Origin of the sequence: Rothia sp. HMSC064D08 (assembly GCF_001809525.1) — a bacterium.
GTDB classification, from domain to species: domain Bacteria; phylum Actinomycetota; class Actinomycetes; order Actinomycetales; family Micrococcaceae; genus Rothia; species Rothia dentocariosa.
Genome location: NZ_KV797900.1, coordinates 786,498 through 810,648, shown reverse-complemented (window position 1 = coordinate 810,648; position 24,151 = coordinate 786,498). Strand labels below are relative to the sequence as shown.

The 24,151-nt window shown below is 51.2% G+C and carries 22 protein-coding genes; 16 read left to right on the top strand and 6 right to left on the bottom strand.

Translation table 11 applies throughout. From position 1 onward, the window contains the following. Positions 1–157 precede the first annotated feature (157 nt). Both HMPREF2625_RS10205 and HMPREF2625_RS10200 read left to right on the top strand, forming a co-directional pair. Positions 158–979: an electron transfer flavoprotein subunit beta/FixA family protein gene (locus tag HMPREF2625_RS10205; protein WP_070524319.1), complete on the top strand. Its 822-nt coding sequence runs from the start codon at positions 158–160 to the stop codon at positions 977–979. 18 nt (positions 980–997) lie between these two features. After that, complete coding sequence (locus HMPREF2625_RS10200; RefSeq protein WP_070524318.1) at positions 998–2,002, top strand: electron transfer flavoprotein subunit alpha/FixB family protein; 1,005 nt, start codon at positions 998–1,000, stop codon at positions 2,000–2,002. 51 nt (positions 2,003–2,053) lie between these two features. On the opposite strand, the gene HMPREF2625_RS10195 is transcribed toward HMPREF2625_RS10200, so the two are convergent. Next, positions 2,054–2,671: a uracil-DNA glycosylase family protein gene (locus HMPREF2625_RS10195; RefSeq protein WP_070524316.1), complete on the bottom strand. Its 618-nt coding sequence runs from the start codon at positions 2,669–2,671 to the stop codon at positions 2,054–2,056. A gap of 4 nt (positions 2,672–2,675) precedes the next feature. Beyond that, complete coding sequence (locus tag HMPREF2625_RS10190; protein WP_070524313.1) at positions 2,676–3,143, bottom strand: tRNA (cytidine(34)-2'-O)-methyltransferase; 468 nt, start codon at positions 3,141–3,143, stop codon at positions 2,676–2,678. Positions 3,144–3,280: 137 nt separating this feature from the next. Here HMPREF2625_RS10190 and HMPREF2625_RS10185 point away from each other — a divergent pair, with 137 nt between their 5' ends. The 10 genes from HMPREF2625_RS10185 (at position 3,281) to secA (ending at position 16,292) form a co-directional block, all read left to right on the top strand. Continuing rightward, positions 3,281–4,510: a cysteine desulfurase family protein gene (locus HMPREF2625_RS10185; RefSeq protein WP_070524311.1), complete on the top strand. Its 1,230-nt coding sequence runs from the start codon at positions 3,281–3,283 to the stop codon at positions 4,508–4,510. Positions 4,511–4,607: 97 nt separating this feature from the next. Further along, positions 4,608–5,819 carry a tRNA 2-thiouridine(34) synthase MnmA gene (mnmA, locus tag HMPREF2625_RS10180; protein WP_070524308.1) on the top strand — a complete coding sequence of 404 codons (1,212 nt, stop codon included), beginning with the start codon at positions 4,608–4,610 and terminating at the stop codon, positions 5,817–5,819. Between the two features lie 25 nt (positions 5,820–5,844). Further along, on the top strand, positions 5,845–6,234 hold the full coding sequence (locus tag HMPREF2625_RS10175; RefSeq protein WP_013397426.1) for a chorismate mutase: 390 nt from the start codon (positions 5,845–5,847) through the stop codon (positions 6,232–6,234). A 17-nt stretch (positions 6,235–6,251) separates the two neighbouring features. Beyond that, positions 6,252–7,511, top strand: coding sequence for a uroporphyrinogen decarboxylase/cobalamine-independent methonine synthase family protein (locus HMPREF2625_RS10170; protein ID WP_070524306.1), 1,260 nt, complete (start codon positions 6,252–6,254; stop codon positions 7,509–7,511). Between the two features lie 37 nt (positions 7,512–7,548). Beyond that, the gene (gene mtrA / locus HMPREF2625_RS10165) at positions 7,549–8,244 is read left to right on the top strand and encodes an MtrAB system response regulator MtrA (RefSeq protein ID WP_004005047.1); all 696 of its coding nucleotides are present in this window, start codon (positions 7,549–7,551) and stop codon (positions 8,242–8,244) included. Between the two features lie 54 nt (positions 8,245–8,298). Then, positions 8,299–10,047 carry an MtrAB system histidine kinase MtrB gene (gene mtrB, locus HMPREF2625_RS10160; protein WP_070524304.1) on the top strand — a complete coding sequence of 583 codons (1,749 nt, stop codon included), beginning with the start codon at positions 8,299–8,301 and terminating at the stop codon, positions 10,045–10,047. Next, complete coding sequence (locus tag HMPREF2625_RS10155) at positions 10,047–11,789, top strand: LpqB family beta-propeller domain-containing protein (protein WP_070524302.1); 1,743 nt, start codon at positions 10,047–10,049, stop codon at positions 11,787–11,789. Before mtrB ends, HMPREF2625_RS10155 begins: the two co-directional genes overlap by 1 nt. Positions 11,790–11,973: 184 nt before the next feature. Then, positions 11,974–12,621 (top strand): ComF family protein, encoded by a 648-nt coding sequence (locus HMPREF2625_RS10150; RefSeq protein WP_246826785.1) that lies wholly within the window; start codon positions 11,974–11,976, stop codon positions 12,619–12,621. Positions 12,622–12,794: 173 nt separating this feature from the next. After that, a complete protein-coding gene (gene hpf, locus HMPREF2625_RS10145; protein ID WP_037231053.1) occupies positions 12,795–13,430 on the top strand; it encodes a ribosome hibernation-promoting factor, HPF/YfiA family in 636 nt (211 codons plus the stop codon). Positions 13,431–13,682: 252 nt separating this feature from the next. Further along, positions 13,683–16,292 carry a preprotein translocase subunit SecA gene (gene secA, locus HMPREF2625_RS10140; protein WP_013397419.1) on the top strand — a complete coding sequence of 870 codons (2,610 nt, stop codon included), beginning with the start codon at positions 13,683–13,685 and terminating at the stop codon, positions 16,290–16,292. A 74-nt stretch (positions 16,293–16,366) separates the two neighbouring features. On the opposite strand, the gene HMPREF2625_RS10135 is transcribed toward secA, so the two are convergent. Continuing rightward, positions 16,367–16,996: an Rv3235 family protein gene (locus tag HMPREF2625_RS10135; protein ID WP_070524297.1), complete on the bottom strand. Its 630-nt coding sequence runs from the start codon at positions 16,994–16,996 to the stop codon at positions 16,367–16,369. Between the two features lie 57 nt (positions 16,997–17,053). Beyond that, positions 17,054–18,088 (bottom strand): LysM peptidoglycan-binding domain-containing protein, encoded by a 1,035-nt coding sequence (locus HMPREF2625_RS10130; protein ID WP_070524295.1) that lies wholly within the window; start codon positions 18,086–18,088, stop codon positions 17,054–17,056. A 190-nt stretch (positions 18,089–18,278) separates the two neighbouring features. Between HMPREF2625_RS10130 and HMPREF2625_RS10125 the strand changes: the two genes are divergently transcribed. Continuing rightward, positions 18,279–18,854 carry a hypothetical protein gene (locus HMPREF2625_RS10125; RefSeq protein ID WP_070524293.1) on the top strand — a complete coding sequence of 192 codons (576 nt, stop codon included), beginning with the start codon at positions 18,279–18,281 and terminating at the stop codon, positions 18,852–18,854. On the opposite strand, the gene HMPREF2625_RS10120 is transcribed toward HMPREF2625_RS10125, so the two are convergent. Further along, the gene (locus HMPREF2625_RS10120) at positions 18,851–19,081 is read right to left on the bottom strand and encodes a helix-turn-helix domain-containing protein (protein WP_004005036.1); all 231 of its coding nucleotides are present in this window, start codon (positions 19,079–19,081) and stop codon (positions 18,851–18,853) included. The two genes, HMPREF2625_RS10125 and HMPREF2625_RS10120, sit on opposite strands and share 4 nt — an antisense overlap. Before the next feature lie 366 nt (positions 19,082–19,447). Between HMPREF2625_RS10120 and HMPREF2625_RS10115 the strand changes: the two genes are divergently transcribed. The 3 genes from HMPREF2625_RS10115 (at position 19,448) to HMPREF2625_RS10105 (ending at position 23,407) form a co-directional block, all read left to right on the top strand. Then, entirely contained in the window at positions 19,448–20,128 is a 681-nt protein-coding gene (locus HMPREF2625_RS10115) for an SAF domain-containing protein (RefSeq protein ID WP_070524291.1), read from the top strand. Continuing rightward, entirely contained in the window at positions 20,129–21,688 is a 1,560-nt protein-coding gene (locus tag HMPREF2625_RS10110) for a CpaE/TadZ family protein (protein WP_070524289.1), read from the top strand. It begins immediately after the preceding gene. A gap of 153 nt (positions 21,689–21,841) precedes the next feature. Further along, the gene (locus HMPREF2625_RS10105; protein ID WP_070524287.1) at positions 21,842–23,407 is read left to right on the top strand and encodes a sensor histidine kinase; all 1,566 of its coding nucleotides are present in this window, start codon (positions 21,842–21,844) and stop codon (positions 23,405–23,407) included. Between the two features lie 105 nt (positions 23,408–23,512). On the opposite strand, the gene HMPREF2625_RS10100 is transcribed toward HMPREF2625_RS10105, so the two are convergent. Then, complete coding sequence (locus tag HMPREF2625_RS10100; RefSeq protein ID WP_004005030.1) at positions 23,513–23,761, bottom strand: WhiB family transcriptional regulator; 249 nt, start codon at positions 23,759–23,761, stop codon at positions 23,513–23,515. Between the last annotated feature and the right edge of the window lie 390 nt (positions 23,762–24,151).

The following is a 24,151-nucleotide window of genomic DNA, read 5'->3' as shown; positions in this document are numbered from 1 at the left end:
ACATGAAGAAACGCCGCCTCTCCTTTGTCTGCTGTGTTCAGGAATATACCGCTCTCATATCCGGGTTTTCCTAACTGAAGATTTCACGGCAAGGTAGAATATAGCCAAACCTAACTAAACCCCACAGACGCGCCGCACACACATGAGGCGCAGGAGGATGAGCGTGAGCGAAAACGCATATCGCATCGCCGTACTTACCAAGTACGTGCCAGACACCCAATTTGAACAAAAACTTGACGATACTTTGCGGGTAGACCGCAGCGAATCGGTGATGAGTGAGCTTGACGAATACGCTGTAGAAGCCGCCATGCAGATCGTCGAAGCGGAAGATACCGATGCAGCGAACTCTGCAGTTATCGCCTTTACGTTAGGCGCAGCAGATGCCTCTAAGGGGCTGCGCCGTGCGCTGCAGATGGGGGCACACGAAGGCGTACACATTCTCGACGATGCTTTCGCAGGGGCTGATGCTCTGGCGACCTCACGCATCATAGCCGCTGCACTCTCCGCCTACGAGCAGGAACACGGCACCTTCGACCTGATTCTGACGGGTATGGCATCAACCGAAGGTGAGACTTCATTGGTGCCCGTTCAGGTGAGCGAACTTTTGGGGCGCCCCGGAATCTCTCAAGTAGCGTCGCTGAGCGTTGAAGGCAGAACTGTTAGGGCACGCCGGGACCTGGATGCTCGCTCACAGCATTGTGAAACTGAATTGCCAGCTTTGATTTCTGTGACCGACCAGGTGAACACTCCGCGATACCCCAACTTTAAGGCGCTGATGGCAGCAAAAAAGAAGCCTATTACGACCGTGAACGCAGTGGATATTGCGGATGAGCTTGCTAAGTTCGGCGGCAGCGCATCGGCCGTTACCGTGATCGAAGCGCAGGCGCGGGAAGAACGCACCGCAGGTGAAACCATCGTGGATGAAGGCGACGGCGGCATACAGCTGGTCGAATTCTTGGCCTCCCGAAACCTCATTTAACCAGTACAGGAGATAACGATGACGACTGCATACCGTGTGCTGGTTATAGGCGGCACAACGAATTTTGCGACCGAACCTAGCGGCGTGGACCGGGAACTTTTAGCGTTGGCACGACTGCGAGCTGGTGTTGGACAGGGCGGAACTCAACTGGGAGTATTGACATTCGCCCAAGGCTCCGCCGATGTTGCACAGTTTTACGCTAAACAGGGCGCGGCACGTGTCTTTGCCCCAGCGCAATCCATGACAGATACTTTGCCTGCTGCCCGAGTGGAACTCGCCGTACAGGCTATTACTGAGTTTGGTCCTGATGTGGTTCTTGCCCCGCATGATATTGACTCGATTGAGCTTCTGGGGCGCGTGGCCGTGCGCCTCGGGAAGTCTGAGGCGGTATCTCGTCCCGTAGGCGTTGTGACGGGCGCTCATGACGTGGATGATGCGCTCAATATTCGTAAGAATGTTTTGGCGGGTGAGTACGACAGCACCGTGCGGGTTGCGGGTCTGCCGCTGGTAACCCTACGCCCCAACTCGGTAGATACGGCGAAGGCGCCCACTGCGATGGGGGAGGGCGTACTCACCACCTATACTCTGCCCGGATACGATACGGTGCACATCACCGAGGTGACCGAGAAGCCTGCATCTGCCCGCCCCAACCTTGAAGAAGCAGCTACCGTTGTGGCGGCTGGCCGCGGTATCGGCGGAAATTTAGCCCCCATTGAGGATCTGGCGGATGCGCTCGGTGCTGCGATCGGCTCGACCCGCGCCGTCACAGACGCAGGATGGCTGGATCACTCTACTCAGATTGGGCAAACCGGCAAGAGCGTTTCTCCCGAACTATACGTTTCCGTGGGTATTTCGGGGGCTCTTCAACAGAAGGTTGGCATGGATACTTCAAAGACTATTGTCGCCATCAACAAGGATGCGGACGCGGCCATATTCGAGATTGCCGACTTTGGCGTCATTGGGGATCTTTTCACTGTCATCCCGCAGGCTGTTGAAGAAATTAAGAGGCGCCGCAACGCCTAGTTTCTAACAGGTCAGCGTCCTGAAAACCTAGTCTAGGTTTTCAGGACGCTTTCACAAGATTAGACTATGTACCAAGATTTTACGTACCCGCTCACGCAGATCGGGTATATTCTCGGCCTCAAACCAGGGATTACGCTTGCGCCAGCCAATATTGAGCGGAGAAGGGTGCACCAGAGGCACAAAACCCGGCAGATAATCCTCTGCGTGTGCCACCGTTTCCGTAAGGCTGCTGCGAAGCCGCGGAGCAGAAACTCCATCGAGATAATACTTCTGCGCGTAGGCACCTACCAGAATGGTTAATTGTGCATGCGGCATCAAAGCGCGCAGTCGCGGATGCCAAAGCGACGCGAAATCCTTACGCGGTGGTAAATCACCATGCTTACCCTTTCCGGGATAATAAAAATCCATCGGCATCAGGGCAAACAGCTCGGGGTTATAAAACTCGTCATCGCTCACGCTCAACCATGTACGAAGTAACCGACCACTCACATCATTCCATGGGATACGAGTCTCTTGTGCAATACGCCCGGGTGCCTGGCCCACCAGAATAATGCGTGATTGGGCGCTCGCCGAATATACGGGCTCCCACCCGCGTGATGTGTAGTCGACGTTCATCGGATCGGCGGCTATATCCTCAAAAAGTAGGGGAACCTGGCGTTTGGCACACATGAAACTAAATCTTTCCTCCCGTAAATCCGTGTTGGCGCCATGCCTCAAAAATTGCGATGGACGCGGAGTTCGCTAGATTAAGGGAGCGGCGCCCAGGAATCATGGGGATTTTTACACGTTCTGTAATATGCTCATCCTGCTGTACATCGGCTGGTAAGCCCACGGACTCCGGACCAAACATCAGTACATCGCCATCACGGTATTCAAGATCCGCATACGAGGTTGCTGCCGTGGTGGTAAAGGCGAAAACACGCGCAGGCATGAGAGCTTTCCAAGCATCCTGCAGGGTCTTATGAACCGTCACGACCGCAAGATCGTGATAATCCAGCCCGGCACGGCGCAGATGCGCATCTTCAAAATTGAATCCTAGAGGCTCGACGAGGTGAAGTTCAGCCCCGGTTACCGCAGCTAGACGAATGGCGTTACCCGTATTCCCCGGGATTTCGGGGGTATAGAAAAGAATCTTGAACACGTACCCCAGTGTACCGCGCCTATTTCCACCGAACGTGAGTCTTCGCAGGTTTAGCCTGCGGCGCATTTATGACGAATTCTTCCCGAAAGTTCGAGGAACAGCGATAGAATAAGGGCAATACGCCAGAGGAGGAAATAGTGAACCGGGTCTATCTAGATCACGCAGCGACTACCGATGTCCTGCCAGCTGCTATAGACGCAATGGTACAGCAGATGCGTGCGGGCGGTAACCCCTCCTCGCTGCACGCTACCGGACGCGATGCCCGTGCCACCGTTGAATATGCCCGCGAACGTATCGCCCGAGCTGTAGGATGCGATGCCGCCGAGGTTATTTTTACCTCTGGAGGAACCGAAGCAGACAACCTTGCGGTTAAGGGGATGTACTGGAAACGCAGGGAAGCAGACCCGGTGCGACGGCGCATCCTAGTATCAAGTATTGAGCATCATGCGGTGGAAGAAACCTGTGAATGGCTGCAGAAGACCGAGGGCGCGGTTATCGACTGGGTTCCGGTGGATTCGCAAGGGCTGGTAGACCCCGAAAGCGTGCGGGAACTGATAGCCCAGAACCCTGCGGATGTTGCGTTAGTTACCGTTATGTGGGCAAATAATGAAGTTGGCACTGTACAGCCCATTCAAGATATTGCCGCCATAGCCTCTGAATACGGTATTCCCATGCATACGGATGCGGTGCAGGCTTTCGGTGCGGTACCCGTTAACTTCCGCGACAGCGGGGTTGATACGATGGCGATTTCCGGGCATAAAATTGGCGGTCCCATGGGCATCGGTGCGCTTATCGCCACACGAACAGCGCAGCTCACCCCGGTTTTGCACGGGGGCGGGCAAGAGCGTTCCGTGCGTTCCGGCACCATTGATGCCCCCGCGATCGCAGGATTTGCCGAGGCCGCCGCGCATGTGATTGAGCATCTTAAAGAAGAATCCATCCGTATTGCAGCACTTCGCAATGAGCTAATAGCGGCGGTACAGGCGGTTATTCCACAAGCTCACCTGAGCGGCATCGACCCAACAACCGAGGCCTTTCCCGGCGAAAAAAGGCTGCCTGCAAATGCTCACTTTACTTTTGAAGGCGCAGAAGGAGACACTATCCTCTTTCTGCTCGACATGCAGGGGATTCAAACCTCAACCGGTTCGGCCTGTAACGCGGGAGTAACAAGACCATCCCATGTGCTTCTCGCCATGGGGCTGGACGTAGACACCGCCCGCAGTGCGCAACGATTTACTCTTGGGCATTCCAGCACCGGCGAAGACATTGCTCGGTTGCTCGCGGCCCTACCCGAAGCCTATGCACAGGCAGCAAAAGCGGGTCTTTCCTCACATCTGCCTGATGCTCAACGCTGGTACGGCGGATAATTGCGAAGAACCTGCGCACATGCAATAAGAAGCGTACAATAGAACCTCACATTTATTCTCACCACGAAACCGTACCCAACGTTTATAAGGAAACTCTGTGAAGATTTTGGCTGCTATGAGTGGCGGCGTCGATTCAGCTGTTGCTGCCGCCCGTGCCGTTGAGGCGGGGCATGAGGTGGTTGGCGTGCATTTGGCGCTTTCTCGCATGCCCGGAACGCTCCGCACCGGTTCTCGTGGGTGCTGCACCCTTGAAGATTCTATGGATGCGCGCCGCGTATGCGCCCAGTTGGGCATACCCTTCTTCGTATGGGACTTCTCGGAGCGTTTCAAGGAAGATGTGGTCGACGACTTTATCGCCGAATACGAAGCGGGACGAACCCCCAACCCCTGCATGCGCTGTAACGAGAAAATCAAATTTGCCGCGCTTTTGGAACGTGCCGTCTCCCTAGGGTTTGATGCGGTAGTTACCGGTCATTACGCCCGCGTTATCACCAACGACGACGGTAACCGAGAACTGCATCGAGCCGCAGACTGGGCAAAAGATCAGTCCTATGTGCTGGGTGTCCTTACCCACGAACAGCTCAAACACGCCTGGTTCCCCCTAGCAACCACGCCCTCGAAGGCGGAGGTTCGTGCGGAGGCTGAACGGCGTGGTTTTTCGGTTGCCAAGAAACCGGACTCTTACGATATTTGCTTTATTCCCGAGGGCGATACCCGTGCCTGGCTAGGCGAGCACATTCAAATGCGCCCTGGCATGATTAAAGATACCTCCGGCAATGTGGTGGGGGAACACCCTGGTGCTCAAGGATTCACTGTTGGGCAGCGTAAGGGGCTAGCCTTAGGCACTCCGGCGCCTGACGGGAAGCCCCGCTTTGTTCTAGAAATCCGACCAAAAACGAATGAAGTTATTGTCGGTTCTCGTGAGTTACTTTCTATCGACGAAATCCGCGGAATTCGGGCCACCTGGGCTGGAATTCCTGTTCCGGAAGCAGAACATTTTCTTGCTCAGGAACCAAAACTCGGCGCGCGCAGCGAGACCTTTGATGTTACCGCCCAAGTGCGTGCACATGCAGACCCGGTGCGCGGTACCGCGCATCTTGAATGGGTAGAAGATACCGATGCCGAAACCCCTGGAAAACTCCGTGTAGAGACTGTGGTGCGTCTGCACGATGGGCTCTTTGGTGTAGCACCCGGGCAAACTATGGTGCTTTACCAGGGCACACGAGTTTTAGGACAGTCCACCATAGCCCGTGCTTACTCACTTGCTCGTGAAGACCTTGATGATCTTCGTGAAAACGCAGCCGTGTAATGCTCGTAACTCTTAAGGACCTATAATGACCCAGCAAGAATTTGATCCGCGTGCCACCTCCATGGGAGACGAAGTTTCCGCTGAGGTTTACGAAGAACTCTTCGCGATGCGGCGCTCTATTGATAATTTCGATGCCGCGTTGGTTCATATTCTTGCGGAGCGTTTTCGAGCCACCCAGCGCGTTGGGGTTCTTAAAGCACAGCATAACCTGCCTGCGGGTGATCCAGGAAGAGAAGAAGCCCAGATAGCTCGTCTGAGGGCTATGGCGAAAGAGTCTAGTCTTGATCCCGAATTTGCGGAGAAATTTTTGAACTTCATTATTTCCGAGGTTATTCGACACCACGAAAAAATAGCGCACGCGCATAAGGACGAGCTGGCTCAAAACGATGATTCTCTCGACCGTCAGACGGATTAGATGCTAGCGTAGATTTGATGACCTCGTTCTCTACCAGATTTGCGGACGAAAACACCCGAAAACAGTATGTGCCCGAGCGCCTGCTGCTACCGGGTGATTATCGTGCACCCGAACGTGAGCTCGCTACCGAGCTTGCTGAGCGCGATACTGTTGCGATACGAGCCAGCGGACTAGGCGAATTTCCCGGCATGCAGATAATAGATGCCCTGCATCGTGTGCGCGGTGAGTTGGGGCATCCGCATCTTCCATTCTTACCGGAGCTTCCAGAGCGTGGCTGGCAGAGCACTACTCTTGCTCGCACCATTGCCACGCTCTCTGGAATGGAACTTGAAGGCGCATCCTATGGATGGCGATTAGTTCACGCTAGAGGCGGCGGTACCCGCGAAAGTGCGCGTGCGCGATCCCGTTATGTCTCAGATATTAACGCACTCGCCGATGTCGTAGGCGGTGAGTCTTCTGGAGCTTTAGCGCCTGAGGATGCTGCACCCAGTTTCAAAATTCAGCTGTGCGGACCATACACCTTTGCTGCGCGGGTCTATGCGCCTAATGGCGAGCGTGCCATCAGTGATGCGGGGGCGGCACGCGATATACGGGATGCCTTTCTAGAAGGGCTAGGGGAGAGCATCTCTCTTATCCGTCAAGCCCTCAACCAGCCCGAAGCCCGTCTTACGGTACAACTGGACGAGCCGGAACTTGGGCGCATTATTTCGGGTACTATCCCTACGGTGAGTGGTTTTCGCACTATCCCAGCGGTACCGGTTAGCGAAATCTACGAAAGTTACCGTATCTGCGCCAATACTTTTGCCGAACTTACCATAACGCCTATGCTGAACCTCACCAAGGTTCCCTTGACGTATCCTGATGATCGCACGTCGAACCTCAGCTCTGTAGCAGATGCTTGCGCTATAGCCCGTACGTTTTCAACGGCAGATAATCCTGCCGAACTACTTTTTGACCCGGACGAGGCAAGCCAGAATCTGATTCAGGCACAGCCTCTTAGCGACCCGCATCGCTGGGAAATAGCGGCAGCCGTACTAGAATCCGGAGCAAGGCTTTGGCTGCCCATCGTAGAATCGGATGCTATACCGCAGCAAGCACAGAGATTGTGGAGACTGTGGAATGATGTTGGACTACAGAAAACCGAGATACGTTCGGTTGGGCTAACACATCGTGCAAATACTACACATATAAACCCGCATGAGGCCACACTTCAGATGGCGAGAACCACAGAGTATGCGCGAATAGTCGCAGAAATGGCGGCTGAGGGCTTAGGATAATTACTATAATCACCGAATAATATAGAGGAGAGACGCCATGACCACCACCACCTCGACCGTCCTGGTCGTTGATGATGATGACGCTCTTGCAGAAATGATCGGCATTGTCCTGGCACAGGAAGGATATAACGCAGTTTTTTGCGAAAACGGCTCTCGCGCCTTTGAGACGTTTATGCGGCATTCACCAGATTTGGTATTGCTGGACCTCATGCTTCCGGGGAAGAGCGGTATCGAAGTCTGTGAGCAGATCCGTTCGTCATCTAACGTGCCTATCATCATGCTGACTGCTAAAAGCGATACTGAAGATGTGGTAAAAGGGCTGGAAGCTGGCGCTGACGATTACATCGCAAAGCCCTTCAAACATCTTGAGCTTATGGCCCGTATCCGTGCTCGTTTGCGCCCGCGTGAGAGCCGCCAGTTGGTGGTGCGGGTGGGAGATACCATCATGGATATGGATGGCCGAACCCTCAAGTATAAAGGTGCTGAAGTACCTATGACACCTTTGGAATTCGACCTTCTTGCAGCTTTGGTTCGCCGTCCGGGGCAGGCCATGAGCCGTCAAGAGCTGTTAGAGACTGTCTGGGGCTATAGCGATGTGAGCGATTCTCTGGTAAACGTTCACGTGCAGCGTCTTCGCGCGAAGTTTACGGATATTGGTGCCGAACAGGTTATCCAAACGGTGCGCGGCGTCGGATATAAAGTACCCCTAGAGAACGTTGGAGGTGCCGCCTAACGTGATATTTCAGCCCGCTATGCGCATCTTCATATCTGGAAAGTAACTTTGCCTATGCCCACACCTGACGCAACCTCTGGAGCCTCCGATAGTCGGGACTTGGACGCTAAGTCTAAGCCCCGGAAAAAGCGAACCCTCAACCCATTCCGCGCAATTCACCGGTTGTGGGTTCATTCTCTGCAATTTCGGTCCGTGACCAGCGCGGGCATCATGATGCTTATTGCTTTTATTGCGGTAGGAACCTCGCTGTCTAACCAGATTGCAACATCGCTTTTTGAGAATAAAAAGAACCAAGCGTTAGAAGAAACTAGTAAGGGATTTGAGACTGTACAGAGAGTGTTGGATCCTATTAGTGCGCGTGAAGACAGCGAAGTTCGACGTACTGTTAAACACAACCTCACGGTTCTTGACGCTGGCGGCGATACTCAGCGGCGCTGGGTTTTAGTGTCCTTGGATCAGCAATCGAAGAAGGGGTTTATTCCTGAGCAGAGTAGCGATAACGCGCCTTTAGATGCCTCGGTAATACCCACAGATTTTAAAGATACTGTGCGGGATTCTCCCGGTGTTTTTTGGGAGAAAACGACGCTTTCAGAACCTGGAAAATCCAATGGCGAGCCTTACCCGGCCTTGATTATTGGAACGAGTGTATCCATTCCTCAGAATCCCAATTATGGGCTGTTTATGGTATACGACTTAAGCGAGTCTGAATCGACCATTACGTATATCAATGTTGTGTTAAGTACCGGATTCACAGTGTTGCTGATTCTAGTACTTTCAATTGTGTGGTTTGTCACTCGTTTAGTGGTACGCCCGATCACTTCGACCGCTATTACAGCAGAGAAACTTGCTGCCGGTGACCTAAACCGCCGCGTTAACATTCGTGGTAAACATCAGGCTGCGCGATTAGGAATTTCCTTTAATAAAATGGCGGATAGTCTGCAGGATCAGATTACACAGCTGGAGAGACTATCGACGCTGCAGCAGCGATTCGTCTCGGATGTGTCGCATGAGCTGCGTACACCGCTATCGACGGTACGTCTGAGCAGCGAACTCCTTTATGACTCGCGTGACACCCTCAACCCTGTGCAGTCGCGCAGTGTGGAGCTTATGCATAACCAGGTGGATCGCTTCCAAGCCTTGCTTTCTGACCTTCTGGAAATTTCGCGTTTCGATGCTGGCAGCGCGGTTTTGAACATCGACGCTGAAGACTTTATGAGTGTTCTTAACGATGTTTTGGTCGAGGTTATTCCGCATCTGGAACGTACCGGGACCAGGCTTATTGTGCATTCTGAGCAGGCGCATATTGATATTGATATCGATAGGGTTCGCATTGAACGTGTTTTGCGTAATCTCCTCTTTAACGCTATCGAGCATGGTGAATCCAAGCCCGTCGATATTTACATCGCCACGAATGCAACAAACTTGGGTGTGGCGGTACGCGATCATGGCATCGGTTTGAGTGAGGAGGAAGCAGCACAGGTCTTCAACCGCTTCTGGCGTGCAGATACCTCACGCAAACGTACTCTAGGGGGTACTGGGTTGGGCTTGTCTATTACCGCCGAGGATGTACGTTTGCACGGTGGGCGTATTGAGGCTTGGGGCATGAAAGGAAAAGGCGCCTGCTTCACGATGAACTTGCCACTTGTTCAGGGGGGAGAGCTCGGTCCTTCCCCGGTCTTGATTACCGGAGAACCTGAGCCAGAGGCATATGCTCACAGCGCTCTTGCGGGCGATACTCTTTCGACATCATTGCGTAAAACCCGTCATGAAACTCAAGATGATGCGTCTGAAGGACAGATATAATGCGCAGAATATTTCAAAACTCTTCGCACAAACAGACGCTGTCAGAGACCCTGCCCACTCTTTCACGCCGCACGATGCTTCTGGGCGGAGTCGGAAGTATTGCTTTATTGGTGCAGGCATGCTCTGGATTGCCAGATCCCAAGGGTATTCAAAAGTATTCAGAGTCTTTGGATAATGCAGACGATAGAAAGTCTGCAATCCATGCTATGAGTCCTCAGGTTGGCGGAACTCCGGAAGGCATTATTGAAGGCTTTCTGCGTGCTGGTGTTGATAGCTCCGATAATTACGGAGTGGCTCGCCAGTACTTAACGACAGAGTTTGCTCAACAATGGGTTCCAGAGGTTCAGACCCGTATATATTCTGAGACCGCGCGTATCACTCGTGGCGAGGATAATATTTATAAGGTTTCGATTAAGCAAACTGCTCGTGTGGATGAGCGAGGTTTAGTTACTTCCTTTATCAACGCTCCTGCACCAACTCCGGAAACGTTCGAGATGATTCAGGAGGGCGGTGAGTGGCGCATACGTAACTGCCCCAACGGGTTGTGGATAGACGGTAGTGAATTTGACCGTTCTTTCAAATCCTACCGTCTGTATTACTACGATCCTAGCTATACCTACGCGGTGCCAGATTTACGCTGGTTCGCACGTAGCGATGAAATTTTTAAAACGCTGGCTCAAACCCTAATCATGGGACCAGCAAATTACCTCAAGGAATCTGTCTTCTCAGCGACTTATGAGTCCATGAAAGTTAATGGTGCTAACTTTGACACTGAAAAGCATACGATAAAGGTTGATTTTGGAGGCGAATCTACAGATGAACTTCAATTAGCACGTTTACGCCAGCAGATTGTGCATCTTGCCAGCAATTTTACGGGTATTGAGACTGTAGTTTTCTGCTATAACGGCCACGAAATTTCATCATCAGATAAGCCCGAAGGATTTCATGAAATACCTTTGGTGACGCAGTCTAATACTAGAATTGTGGCGTTTAATGAAGACCGTTTAGTAACTCAGCGTGATTTTGATGCTGGGGATTCGCAGCGCACGCTAGTGGAAAAAATTAAGGATCCTTCGGCGCCAACTATCGGATATGACGGCACTACCTACGCTTACTTAAGCGAGGGGCGTAAAAAGCTTTATACAGTGCGCGATACAAATTCCTCAAAAGTTTGGGAAACACGCGACTTATCTCGCCCCAGCATTGACCATTATGGATGGGTATGGGCCACCGATCATAGCGGAACAGTACGCGCCTTTAACCCGGCATCCGATAGCGTTGAGGAAAGAGAAAAAGGCATTAACATCTCTGTTCCCTGGCAAAATGGTCTCGTTTTTAACTCTCTTAAAATTTCACGGGACGGCACTCGGGGCGCGTTTATCACCACGCGAGATAATGCGTCAATGCTAGTTATTTCAGGGATTATACGTGATGAGAGTGGCAAACCGCGTAGCTTTACCGAATTAGTGCGGGTTAACGCCTCTGTATCTCCCCATTGTGTAGATTGGGCGGGAGAACAGACCCTTGCCGTCGTCAACACCACCACAGGGGAAGCAGAACTAACCTCTCTCAACAGCGAGGAGACAAAACTGGATCGGTTGGAGGGACTGCGCTCTATGTCTGCAGCAGGGGACAGCGGTCATATTATTGGGCATGTCGATACGGGAGAGTGCTATCTTCTGGAAGACCGCGGCTGGAAACTCATAAGCGGATCGCTGAGTGAGATTACGTACGCAGGATAAAAGAGCAATGGATAAAACACCTCGAAAGAGAGGTAAAAAGGCTCTTTACGCAGTGTGGGAGCTGTTCTTTCCGGCAACATGTGTTGGATGCGGTGTAGGCGGTACGGCGCTTTTAGATGCTGCCGGTACTCGCCGGGCTTTATGCTCTCGGTGTGAGACTTCATTGAGAAAACAAACCTCCGCCGTGTATACTCCTGTGCTGCAGCACCCCGTACCGGGAGCGGTTGCAGCAGGTATCTATGAGAAAACACTCGCGCATGTGATCCTTTCCATGAAGAATGCGGGCCGCACTGATACTGTTCCCGAACTAGCGCGCGCATTGGGCAGAGCCGTGGCAACGATTATTGACCGTGCGCAGGTTCCCGCAGGAACGCGCATCCTATTGATACCCGCCCCTTCATCACAACGTAGCGTGCAGCGTCGTGGTTACGTACCGGCTGAGTTGCTTGCGCGACAGGTAGAACACGAGCTCAATCGTTCTGTAGCTCTGCACAGACGTAAAGTGCGGGTGAAGACACATCATATCTTGAGTTTAGAAAAAGAAAACATATACCAGCGTTTAATAAGACCGAATACAGCAGGACAGAAAACGCTCGGAGCTAGCGCGCGAGCCCAGCGTATGGAGGGAGCGATGCGGGTGTCCCCCAGAGCAAGTGTAGCTGGGGCACTGTGCATTGTGTGCGATGATGTGATGACTACCGGTGCCACCGTGTTTGAAGCAGCACGAGTCTTGCGCCAGGGCGGCGCGAGAGTTCTGGGAGCAGCCTGTGTAGCCGCTGTGTCGATGCAGAAAAAAGTGGACGAGGAAGCCCTTATGGTACACCCGGACTAAGGCTATTCTGCGTTTTGATACACAGTGTTCGTACTACGAAAATAATTGTCATTTCCGGTGACATGCACCATAAGAATGTAATAAAATAATGACAAGGAGCCTCAAGGACGGGCTCCCGGTATCGAACTCAACCGAGTACGGTGCATAACCCCCACACTTTGGAGGGAAATATCGTGGAAGTCAACATCTACGGACGTAATATCAAGATTTCGGATCGTCTTCGTGAATATGTCGAAGAGAAGGTCGAAAAGTTCGAGCAGCTTGGCGACAACGTGAGCGATATCGACGTCAAAGTTACTAAAGATGGCCATCTTGGTGGCGAGTCAATTCGTGTTGAGATTACCGTTGTTGGACGTGGACCGGTGCTTCGTGCAGAAGCCCAAGGACATGATAAATTTGCGGTCTTTGATGAGACTTATGGAAAGCTCTTGGAACGCCTGCGTCGAGCACGTGATCGTCGTAAGCTACGCAAACATGGTGGTAAGCATCCTGTTTCTGTCGCAGATGCTACAGGATCGCTTCCTACGGTTACCGAGACGATTACGGAAATTTTGCTACCCGATGTTCCTGTTGAAGAAGCAGCCTTCGACAATAGCGAAGTTACCCTCGTCGATGAAGCAGCTTCACCAATTGAGATTCGTCACAAGAGTTTTGTAGGTGAAAAGCTGACTCCGGCAGAAGCCGTGGATCGTATGGAGCTCGTTGGTCATGACTTCTACCTTTATATTGACAAAGAAACAGGAGCACCGGCAGCCGCATATCGCCGTAAAGGATGGAGCTACGGTATTATCACTCTCACCGAAGAGTAGACGACACTCCTCATTATTAATACTCATTTAGATTTAGAACCCGAAATGCTTTCTTTCAAGCGAGTGTTTCGGGTTCTGCTATATTCCTGTGAGGAAAATAATTATTATTTCTACCCGCGCAGAGCGTAAAAATGAGGACTGTGACTGTCAGATGGATACCTCTGCCCTACAATAGTTAGGAAAGCCTCAAGCCGTGGGCGCATTTTGTGTCGCCCTCATGAGGGGACGAAGACAACAAGGAGTAGAAGCTCAGTGGCATCTTTCTTAGAGAAAATCCTCCGCACTGGCGATAAAAAAATTCTTCGACAGTTAGAAGCGTATAGCGCGGCGGTCGATTCGCTTGAGGATAGTTTTGCGTCTATGACCGATGCCGAGCTTCGCGGCGAGACCGATAAGTTCCGTGCCCGAATTGAGGACGGCGAATCCCTGGATATTATGCTTCCTGAAGCCTTCGCTGTTGTCCGGGAAGCATCTAAGCGTACCCTTGGAAAACGTCACTACAAGGTTCAGGTTATGGGCGGAGCTGCCCTGCATTTGGGAAATATCGCTGAGATGAAAACCGGTGAGGGTAAAACTCTTGTCGCAACTCTGCCCGCATACCTAAACGCACTCAGTGGCAAAGGTGTGCACGTGGTAACGGTGAATGATTACCTTGCCGAATATCAGGCGAATCTGATGGGTCGTGTCTACCGGTTCCTTGGTATGGAATCTGGCGTGATTCTCTCGTCGATGGACCCGGACCAACGCCGTAAACAGTATGAAGCCGATATTACCTACGGTACGAATAATGAGTTTGGCTTCGATTACCTGCGTGACAATATGGCATGGACCGTTGACGAGCAGGTACAGCGCGGGCATAACTTTGCCATTATTGATGAGGTCGATTCGATCTTGATTGATGAGGCGCGTACCCCCCTTATTATCTCGGGACCAGCTGCAGGTGAAGCGAACCGTTGGTACGGTGAATTCGCGCGCATCGCAAAAAACGTTCTTAAAGAAGATGAAGATTACGAGGTAGACGAGAAAAAACGCACCGTCGGTATTCTCGAATCTGGCATCGATAAAGTTGAAGACCATTTGGGTATTAAGAATCTGTACGAATCCAGGAATACTCCACTTATTGGTTTCTTAAATAACTCCATCAAAGCGAAAGAGCTGTTTACCAATAACAAAGACTATGTGGTGATCGACGGTGAAGTCCTGATCGTGGATGAGCACACTGGTCGTATTCTTCCTGGACGCCGCTATAACGATGGTATCCATCAGGCTATTGAGGCTAAAGAAGGTGTCGAAATTAAGCCTGAAAACCAGACGATGGCAACCGTAACCTTGCAGAACTATTTCCGTATGTACGATAAGCTTTCCGGCATGACTGGTACTGCGGAGACTGAGGCATCTGAATTTATGAGCACCTACGAGCTGGGTGTTGTTGCTATTCCCACGAATAAGGATGTGCAGCGTATTGACAACCCGGATAAGGTGTACCGTAACGAGGTAGCCAAGTTCAAAGCCGTTGTTAAAGACATTAAGAAACGCCATGAAAAGGGACAGCCTATTCTGGTAGGTACGACGAGCGTTGAGAAGTCGGAGTACCTCTCGCGTCAACTTGCAAAAGAAGGCGTGCGCCATGAGGTGTTGAACGCCAAGAACAATGAGCGTGAGGCTCACATCGTGGCTCAGGCAGGGCGCAAGGGTGCCGTAACGGTGGCCACCAACATGGCAGGTCGTGGTACCGATATTATGCTTGGTGGTAACCCAGAATTCGAGGCTGTCGCCAAGATGGCTGAATTGGGCCTTGACCCGAACCGCGATTCTGAAGCATATGAGAAACGCTGGCCCGACATTCTGGAACAGTGTGAGGAAGAGGCAGCGGCCGAGCACGATGAGGTAACGGAACTTGGTGGTCTTTATGTGCTAGGCACCGAACGCCATGAGTCGCGCCGCATCGATAACCAGCTGCGTGGTCGTTCTGGCCGTCAGGGTGATCCTGGCGAGTCCCGGTTCTACCTTTCACTCACTGACGAACTTATGCGCCTGTTTAATACCGGCGCTGCAACTCGCCTCATGGCGATGGCTCCGGAAGATTCTTCTCTAGATTCGAAGTTGGTGACACGTGCTATCGCGACTGCGCAGTCAAACGTTGAGTCACGTAACGCAGAACAGCGTAAGAACGTGCTGAAATACGATGATGTTCTTAACCGTCAGCGTGAAGCCATCTATAAGGACCGTTCTCTGATTCTGCACGGCGACGATCTCAAGGAACAGATCTCTGGTTTCGTGGACGAGGTCTTGACGACCGCCATTGACGAACGTGTCAGTGAAGGGCACGCAGAAGATTGGGACCTTGACGACCTGTGGGAGGCTCTTGAGAGCATCTATCCCGTCAGTATTACCGCCGACGACCTGGCGGAAGATGCCGGGGATCGAACCCAGATTACTCGCGATCAGATAGTCAAAGAGATCCTTGCAGATGCGCATCTTGTCTATGATGAACGCGAAGAATCTGTGGGCGAAGATTCTATGCGTGAGATTGAGCGTCGTGTAATGCTCTCGACTATTGGAGAACGCTGGCCTGAACATCTGTACGAGATGGACTACCTGAAAGAAGGCATCGGACTACGTGCGATGGCACAACGCGACCCCCTAGTGGAATACCAGCGTGAGGGCTACAGCATGTACCAGGCTATGCTTGATGCTATTCGTGAAGAGACCGTTAGCTACCTCTTCAATTTGGATTTGTCGAAGCAGCGAACCAAGGCCTCGGCGGTGCAGCTTCAGTCTCCGAGCCGCCCAAAGTTCTTGCAGTACTCTGCACCCAATGAAGAAGGTGGCACCGATGTTCGCGTAGAGAACGCTGACTAGCAGCTTCTTCACTATTTTTATTATGCATGTGGGCACTCCCAAAAGCTTGGGGTGCCCACATCTGGTTATGCGGTTTAGATAAAGTGCAGTGCAGTAATATACCACCCGCCGTAGCGAGCCTGCACCCGCATTGCCATAGCCCTGGTTACAACACCGTCCGTGAGAATAATACATGCCTCATATGTCTCGTCATTAAGTCTTTGAGCACGGCTCCGCGCTACGTGCGGGGTCTTGGTAAAAGCGAGATAACTAGCATGTTGCTCTTGTAAGGAACGGCGCTGTTCCAACGCCGTGAAGCATTCGGGTGATAGCCAGTGTTTGAACTGCTGTGCGGATCGCTTTTTCATAAGAACCTCAAGAACCGCTAAACCTATGCCTGCGCAAAGCGACTCAATGCGTAGGGTTCCAGAATCGGAACGCTTAAGAGGTCGCCCGTGAGATGCACTTTTCCGGGAACGAATGCGTGCCCTAACAGCAGTGTTCTGTGGCAACATATGGTGAGATTCTCTATTCTGTTGATCTTGAGCGTACATATTGATCGGGGAAAGGACTACTCCATATTGTGATTGGACAAGATTTCCTGGCGCGGTCGATGGTGGTACATCGGGAATATCACCCTGTTGCGCTCTGGCAGCTGCTTCTTCGAGAAGATGGCTCTCGATCTTCTTGGAGAGATCGTGAAGAGAAATATTGATAGCGGTCATGATTTAGCTCCTTTGCATAGTGGTTGGGCATATCGGTCGAGAAGAAAAATAGCGTACTTATCGGTCAGGTAATGTGAGAGTTTGACCCGGATATAGGATATTGGGGTTATCCCCCATAACGTCCAGGTTGGCAGCGTGAATTCTCAGGGAGTATTCCAGAATCTCCGGAGGAGAGGCATCGTCGCTCAGCTCTTGGCAGGCAATGGACCAGAGAGAATCACCCACAACAACTTGGTGGCTGGAACGCGTAGTGTGGTTTCGAGATGCTGGTGCTACCTCTCTGGAAGGTGCGCCTTCTCGTTGACCGCCGAAGAACGGGCTCAAACTCTGATGTTCTGCTTGAGGCTGGGTTGTTGAAGGAACCGCCGGTTCGGCAGATATGTTTGGCGGCGGCGTACCATAGGGCTGCGCGTAGGGTGAAAGACTTGGAAGTTGCTGCTGGTGCTTTTTAACGGGTGCTGCCGGGCTCTCAGAAGACTCATGAGGAGAAGCGGAAGCCCCAGTAGCCTGCGGAGATGAGGCAGCAGCCTGGTAGAACGGAGAGTTCTGAGACGGTACCCCTTGAGGGGTTCCTGCGGCTGACTCCTGCGGTGAGGCATTCGCCTCCGTGCTGGGCGTAGAATTTTCCACAGATGCCTCTGACGACGACGAAGCCGAGTGGGCAGCAGGGGAAGCCGAAAGCTGATACGGCGCAGATATTGCAGGGCTGCTGATATTCGGATGCGCATCTGCGGCCTGTGCAGGTGCAAATGCCGCGCTAAGACCTAATGCTGCACCGCCTAGAGTAAGAATAGTGTTGCGTATATACCGGGGGAGCAGAAAAGTTCCACGATCCTCACGGTGGTGCAGGCGTATGGAACCGGCTCTGACTTTCAGAAGGTATCCAACACCGAGGATAACGCCAAGAGCCCACCAGAGCATGACGGCTGCAGAGAGGACTTCAACGCTTATCATCATAGCGTTTTCCAAACCCGTCAAAGATACAGATATAACGCGAACACTATGCGCTAGCACCCCTGAGAGAAGGGATAGTGTGGGAACTCCGATGCTAAGCACTCCATCAAGGACGCTCATCTGAGCTTGTGACTTCATCGTATTCCCCCCTGGCGTTGGTAGTCGTTGACGTTCTTATATGTAATATTTACCGCGCCTACATAGTCGGTGTAAATCTGAAGGGGAGAATCTTAATCATTTAGTAATAATTCTCGAAGAAATGCTGATTTTTCGGGGCTTGTGGAGGTGCAGTATGCCTCAAGACTTTAGAATGCAGTAGGCTCATAGCATGAGAATGCAACGATTATTCCGAGATTTAGACATACAGTTTGAAGCGGAACAGCTCCGGACTCTTGAGAATCAGGCACAACGACGTGCCCGCATGCAGTATCTGGCGGTGACCATGCGTGAGCGATGTGCGGCCCAACATGGGAGCAGGATAAAAGTCTGTGGCACGGATGGGATGGTTCGTGAAGGGTGTCTTGAAGCGATTGGTCAGGGGTGGATTCAGCTCAGCACAGGACGAGAGAATATCCTTATTCCAGAATCGAGCATCCTGTGGTGGGAATGCGAGAATCAGGCGGCAAAAGTCAAGGTTGATGTGCAGGCTCGTGCCTATAGGTTCAGCACGTCTGATGCTTGCTACGCCTTGATGATGGCGCAAGAGCCAGTGCGGGTATCTTGTGATTCGCCAGTAAACACGATGTTTGAAGGTGTTATCGCACGAGTTGGGGCAGACTTTATCGAAATGACGCTATCTCCATGCGAACCTTATTCCGCATACTCCAATGCGCTGGCATATAAAGAACGGGGTGTGAGGATAATCCCCACATCCCGTATATGCGCTATTGTGACGGTCAATTAGTTGGCTTTGATTTTCGTCATTTTGCCGGAGGCGATGGCTTCTAGTGTCTGTTCGTGGCGTTCGTTAATGTACTCTTCGAAGCGTGTGCGCTCAATACGCCATTGGTTGCGACCACCAATTTGAATTGCTGGTAGTTCACCGCTACGAACGAGTGCTCGTACCTGGCTCAACGACACCTGCAACTCCTCGGCGACATCGCTGAGTGTCAAAAAACGTGGTGCAGACATGGTAAAAATCCTTCCGCTACAGAGTCTTTGGGTCCCTTTGTGCTCTTGGGGAGCAGCTAATGTGTAGTTTCAGTATAGTCTACTAAATAGGCTTATGCCAGCTTATTTATACACATAAGCCTGAAAAAATTATCTAGCTGCACATCTCATATTCATAGGTTTGTAGTTTAGATATTATGCACACAAAGAGATGATATCGCGCTCAAAGTTGTAATAATTGCTTTCAAGGTGTGCAGTGTGGTGCTATATAATTTAGACGCTTGTTCCCTGATGAAAGCGCAGAAAACAGCTACAAACCACTAGGGTAGCGACACTTCCGGATGAAAGGTCTATGCAGTGAAGCATAATAAAATCTCCAGAACGAATATGCATCAATCTGAAGAAAGTAGTATGCGTATGCACAAGCCGGGTTTTAAGGACCCGAAGCTTATTGTTGGTCTTATCTTAATTCTGATTTCAATAGCGGGAGTTATTGGAATTATTAGAATTAATAATCAGACTTATACATATTACACTGCGAAGAATGATATTTCTATTGGGCAAAAGATTACTCCAGATATGCTGATTGAAAAACAGGTTAATCTGGGTGATAGTAAAGATCGCTATCTTTCACGTGAGCAACTTGAATCAGGAAAGTATATCGCTGTGCGGCAAATTCCTGCGGGGGAGCTTATTAGCTCGGCATCTGCACACGAGAATATCCAGGAGCGCAGACGGCTTGTTACAGTAACCCTTGATCGTGGAATAGCTTCTACTTTTAAAGCTGGCGAGCGTGTGGATATCTGGGTCATCTCCTCCGGCAAGGAAAAGCAGAAAGTGCCTGAGGGCGAAGGCAAAAACGAGGATATTGAGTCTGAACAAAAACCTCTTGTTCAGAATGCAGAAATATCAACTATTGCGGTTGATGAAGGGGTTTTGGGTGCGAACGGGCATGCCAATGTACAGCTTTGGATAGAATCCGAAAAGCTACCGGACATTCTGCATGCCATGTCATCAGAGACAAAAATTACCCTTGTGCCTATTGAATATAAATCTGAGGGGAACTAAGTGATCCATAATATCCCTCTGGTACTTTTAGGAGACGATGGTACCATCCTGAACGCTATCGAATCTCAACGGGGGCGTGTTAGCGTTGCTCGAAGCGCTCATACTTTTGCGGATGCTTTAGGCTATGCCCACGCCGGAATAGCGTGTGCTATTCTCAGCGTGGGTCTGCCCCAGGAAGCTACCGTATCTATTCTGCACGAACTGGACGAAGCAGATGTAAAATTTATTGCTTTGGTTCCTGAAGATACTCCGCTTCCGGATCTTGTTATGCCTCTTGCAACAGATACGGAACCGCATCAACTGCCAGCGGTAGTGGAAAAACTACTTGATGAGGCATCTGCTGAGCCTGAACAGGAACTCGGCATAACTCCTCAAAAAGCGGAGAACGGGTATGGGTACGACTCGGGATATTCCGGACACTACGGATATGATACGCAGAATCTCTACAACGGATCGGGGGAATATCTGCACCCCGATACTTCTGGATACGGCTATGCCCTGGTAAATCCTGATAGGAACCAGACCGAGCAAAACAGTATTATAGATTTTCCTCTGCCTCGTCTTCCGCAAGAGCAGCTAGAAGTGCCGCAGCGTCAAGAGGCTTACGAAGCCTCTGCCCATCTTGGACGTAATATACAGCAGTCAACACTGAATGAACTTAGAGATCCGACCAGGCAATATTATCCACAGTTTTCTGCGCCTCAAATAGACGACACTGTAGAAGCTGGAAACCGAGGAACTATTGTTGCCGTTTGGGGCACAGGGGGAGCGCCGGGGCGTAGCACTTTAGCGCTTAACCTAGCGAACTGCGCTGCCGCTGAGGGGATGCGTGTATGCTTAGTCGATGCCGATACCTATAACCCCTCATTAAGTCCTCTTTTAGGTCTTCTAGATGATTATTCTGGTATCGCACAGCTGTGTCATTTTATCGAGCGTGGGCAGCTTGACACCCAGATTAGCGATGAGGCAATTAGCACTCTGCGGGTGGGAAAGTATTATCTTGATTTTTTGAGCGGTATAACTCGTCCCGATCGCTGGCCTGAGCTGCGAACGCGTGCGCTCCGCGATAGTATAAAGTGGCTTGCGCATCGCTATGATGTCATTATTCTTGACACAGCAGCATGTCTTGAGTCAGATGCCGAGCTTGGTTTTGCGCAGGCTGGTCCCCGCCGCAATGGTGCTGCTATAACGGCTCTTGAAATGGCGGATCATATTGTATTACTGGGAAACGCCGATATTATCGGTATCCCTCGAACGATCCGTGCGTATGACCAAATGCATGAAGGTGCCTGTACGCTTCGTGATACTGCCAAGGTTCATATCTGGCTTAACAAGGTTCGTGCTGAGGCAACCGGACGGGACGCGGAACGAGAACTGGCGAATACCTGGCAGCGTTTTGGGCCGCGAAACCCTATTTCGGGGTTTTTACCGTATGACCGGAAAACCGTGGATCGGGCATGGTTTCGTGGGCAGACTCTTCTGGAATATGCGCCCAGAAGCCCGCTTATTGTTGGGATTCGCAAGCTATACACATCGTTGGGCCTTAGGAAACTGAGGTGAGCCTTTTCTCGGGATACGAAACCGAAAAGTAACAATAGGATCTATTGCGCATGAATAAGGCGTAAAAACTATAAACTCTCCACGTCATATATCCAGAAAACATGGTTGAACCGTAGAATAGGTTAGACGTATTCAACTTCTTGGGAGAGCCCAATGTCTTTTACAGAGAGTAATCTCAGCCCTGGTGGTTTCGGTCCTGGTGATACCGAGTGGATTCACCTCATCATCGGGGAGTGGCAGATTATTGCCGATATTGCTCAGAGTGACCTTGTTGTATGGTTCCCCACTGACTATGTGGTGGCTGATGGGAGCGGGCCGGATAGCGTTTCTGGACCGTCGGCGTCCAGCGGGTTTTCAGCAATAGCACATGTGCGCCCGTCTAACGTTCACACTCTGTTTCATCACGATATTGTGGATCACACGATGGACGATAATATCTGCGATGAAGCACGTAAATCTTGGCATACCCAGAAGATTGTTCACCATGTTATGGAAGCCGGGCCCAGTATGCGCCCCGGAGTGAAAGTGACCTTTGTGCCGATAGTGCGTAATAGCCGTACTATTGCGCTTCTGAGTATGCATACAATTCCCACTGTAGTGCGGGCATCATCTCAAGCTGAAGAAATCTATAACTGGGTTACCGAGAATATGCTTGAGATGATTCACCTCGGTATTTGGCCTGATCCTCTGGCGCAGGAGAATAATACTCGTGGTAATCCGCGTGCCATTGATGGAATTATCGTCATTAATCCACAGGGTCAGGTCGTTTTGGCCTCACCCAATGCAAACTCAATGTATGCGCGCTTGGGGCTAGGTGACCATCTTGAGAACCTCAACCTGGCGGATGTTACCCGAGATATGCTTCCTTCTGGGGAGGAAGCTGATGAGACTTTGCAGCTCGTTCTAGCGGGCCGTGCGGATATACGTACTGAACTTACGATTGGCCGCACTCGAGTAACGATGCGCTCTATTCCACTCGTGCATAGTACTACTTTTCGGCTGGAACGTCGTGGTGCACTTATTTTGTGCCGTGATGTCACTGAGCTGCGTCGTCGCGAGCTGGAGCTTATGACAAAAGATGCAACAATCCGAGAGATTCACCATCGTGTTAAGAATAATCTTCAAACGGTTTCGGCGCTTTTACGGTTGCAGTCGCGGCGCATGACAACACCTGAAGCAAAGCAGGGACTGGAACAAGCTATGCGACGCGTGGCTACAATTGCAACGGTGCATGAAGCTTTATCGCAGGGGTTAACGCAGAGTGTAGATTTTGATGAGCTTATCGAGCGGCAATTCCATATTGCTGCCGAGCTCGCTTCTCCCGGGCAGACCGTAGATACAGAGCTCTTGGGGCACTTTGGGTTACTCCCTAGTCAGTTTGCCACTCCGCTTGCCCTAGTTATCAACGAGGTTGTTGCAAATGCTGTGGAGCATGGGCTGAACGGTGAAACTGGGCGTGTGACTCTTGAAGGGTGCCGAAACATCAATGAGCAGGGGGATAATACCCTGACCGTTATTATTACGGATAACGGCAGAGGTATGGGGGATGACCCCATCGAAGAATCTGGTGCGGATGCATACCGGCCTACAGCGGAGCATGAAGGATTAGGAATGCAGATCGTACGTACTCTAGTTGCCAGTGAGCTTAACGGCTCGATCCGTTGGGAAGCGAATGAGCCTTCTGGCACGCGCGTTATTATCAACGCCGTCTTGAGTTAGTACGACGTAGCACTGTGGTATGAAGAAAATAGCAGAAGCCCGGTGTCACTCCTGCCGGAAGTAGGAGTGACACCGGGCTTCTACTTTGAGAATACGCGCCTATAGTTAGGAAGCACGGCGGGCACGAGCGGCGCGACGTTTCATCGCACGACGCTCATCCTCGCTGGTACCTCCCCAAACGCCAGAATCTTGACCGGTTTCGATAGCCCATTTGAGGCATACGTCAATAACCTCGCACGAGCGGCAAACAGTTTTTGCCTCTTCAATCTGCAAGAGAGCAGGCCCGGTGTTTCCAACAGGGAAAAATAGTTCTGGATCCTTATCCAAGCAAGCAGCACGGCTACGCCAATCCACAGCTGGACCTCCTTCTATCTTATGGTTTGCTCGTGCTTCGCTACTGCACGGTAGCTGACAACAAGCGATAACTTAACTTGTTCTGTGTGCGTGTAGGCAAATCTTTACGTCAATGAGTGGTGCAAAAATTTGACTTATCAACTTTCGCATGGATATTCCTCTCTGACAAGGGGTTTTCCAAAAAAAATCTTAAAATTTTGGAGGTTTGCATCACTTAGGGTCTCCTTGTATCTAAGTTTCAATACTTAAGAAACTCCTATAACTATGTTCAAAAATCATGAAAGAAAAGCAAATTACGTGAACTTCTACGAATGCACGACATAAAACGTCGGACCATGCGTGCTTAACGACTGCCAGTTAGAATTAAAAGCCTATAAGCCTCGCATCTGA

Coding starts and splice junctions, on each gene's coding strand:
- HMPREF2625_RS10205 (WP_070524319.1), top strand. CDS start 158: ATGAGCGTGAGCGAAAACGCATATCGCATCGCCGTACTTACCAAGTAC.
- HMPREF2625_RS10200 (WP_070524318.1), top strand. CDS start 998: ATGACGACTGCATACCGTGTGCTGGTTATAGGCGGCACAACGAATTTT.
- HMPREF2625_RS10195 (WP_070524316.1), bottom strand. CDS start 2,671: ATGTGTGCCAAACGCCAGGTTCCCCTACTTTTTGAGGATATAGCCGCC.
- HMPREF2625_RS10175 (WP_013397426.1), top strand. CDS start 5,845: ATGACCCAGCAAGAATTTGATCCGCGTGCCACCTCCATGGGAGACGAA.
- HMPREF2625_RS10170 (WP_070524306.1), top strand. CDS start 6,252: ATGACCTCGTTCTCTACCAGATTTGCGGACGAAAACACCCGAAAACAG.
- mtrA (WP_004005047.1), top strand. CDS start 7,549: ATGACCACCACCACCTCGACCGTCCTGGTCGTTGATGATGATGACGCT.
- mtrB (WP_070524304.1), top strand. CDS start 8,299: ATGCCCACACCTGACGCAACCTCTGGAGCCTCCGATAGTCGGGACTTG.
- HMPREF2625_RS10155 (WP_070524302.1), top strand. CDS start 10,047: ATGCGCAGAATATTTCAAAACTCTTCGCACAAACAGACGCTGTCAGAG.
- HMPREF2625_RS10135 (WP_070524297.1), bottom strand. CDS start 16,996: ATGACCGCTATCAATATTTCTCTTCACGATCTCTCCAAGAAGATCGAG.
- HMPREF2625_RS10130 (WP_070524295.1), bottom strand. CDS start 18,088: ATGAAGTCACAAGCTCAGATGAGCGTCCTTGATGGAGTGCTTAGCATC.
- HMPREF2625_RS10125 (WP_070524293.1), top strand. CDS start 18,279: ATGAGAATGCAACGATTATTCCGAGATTTAGACATACAGTTTGAAGCG.
- HMPREF2625_RS10120 (WP_004005036.1), bottom strand. CDS start 19,081: ATGTCTGCACCACGTTTTTTGACACTCAGCGATGTCGCCGAGGAGTTG.
- HMPREF2625_RS10115 (WP_070524291.1), top strand. CDS start 19,448: ATGCATCAATCTGAAGAAAGTAGTATGCGTATGCACAAGCCGGGTTTT.
- HMPREF2625_RS10105 (WP_070524287.1), top strand. CDS start 21,842: ATGTCTTTTACAGAGAGTAATCTCAGCCCTGGTGGTTTCGGTCCTGGT.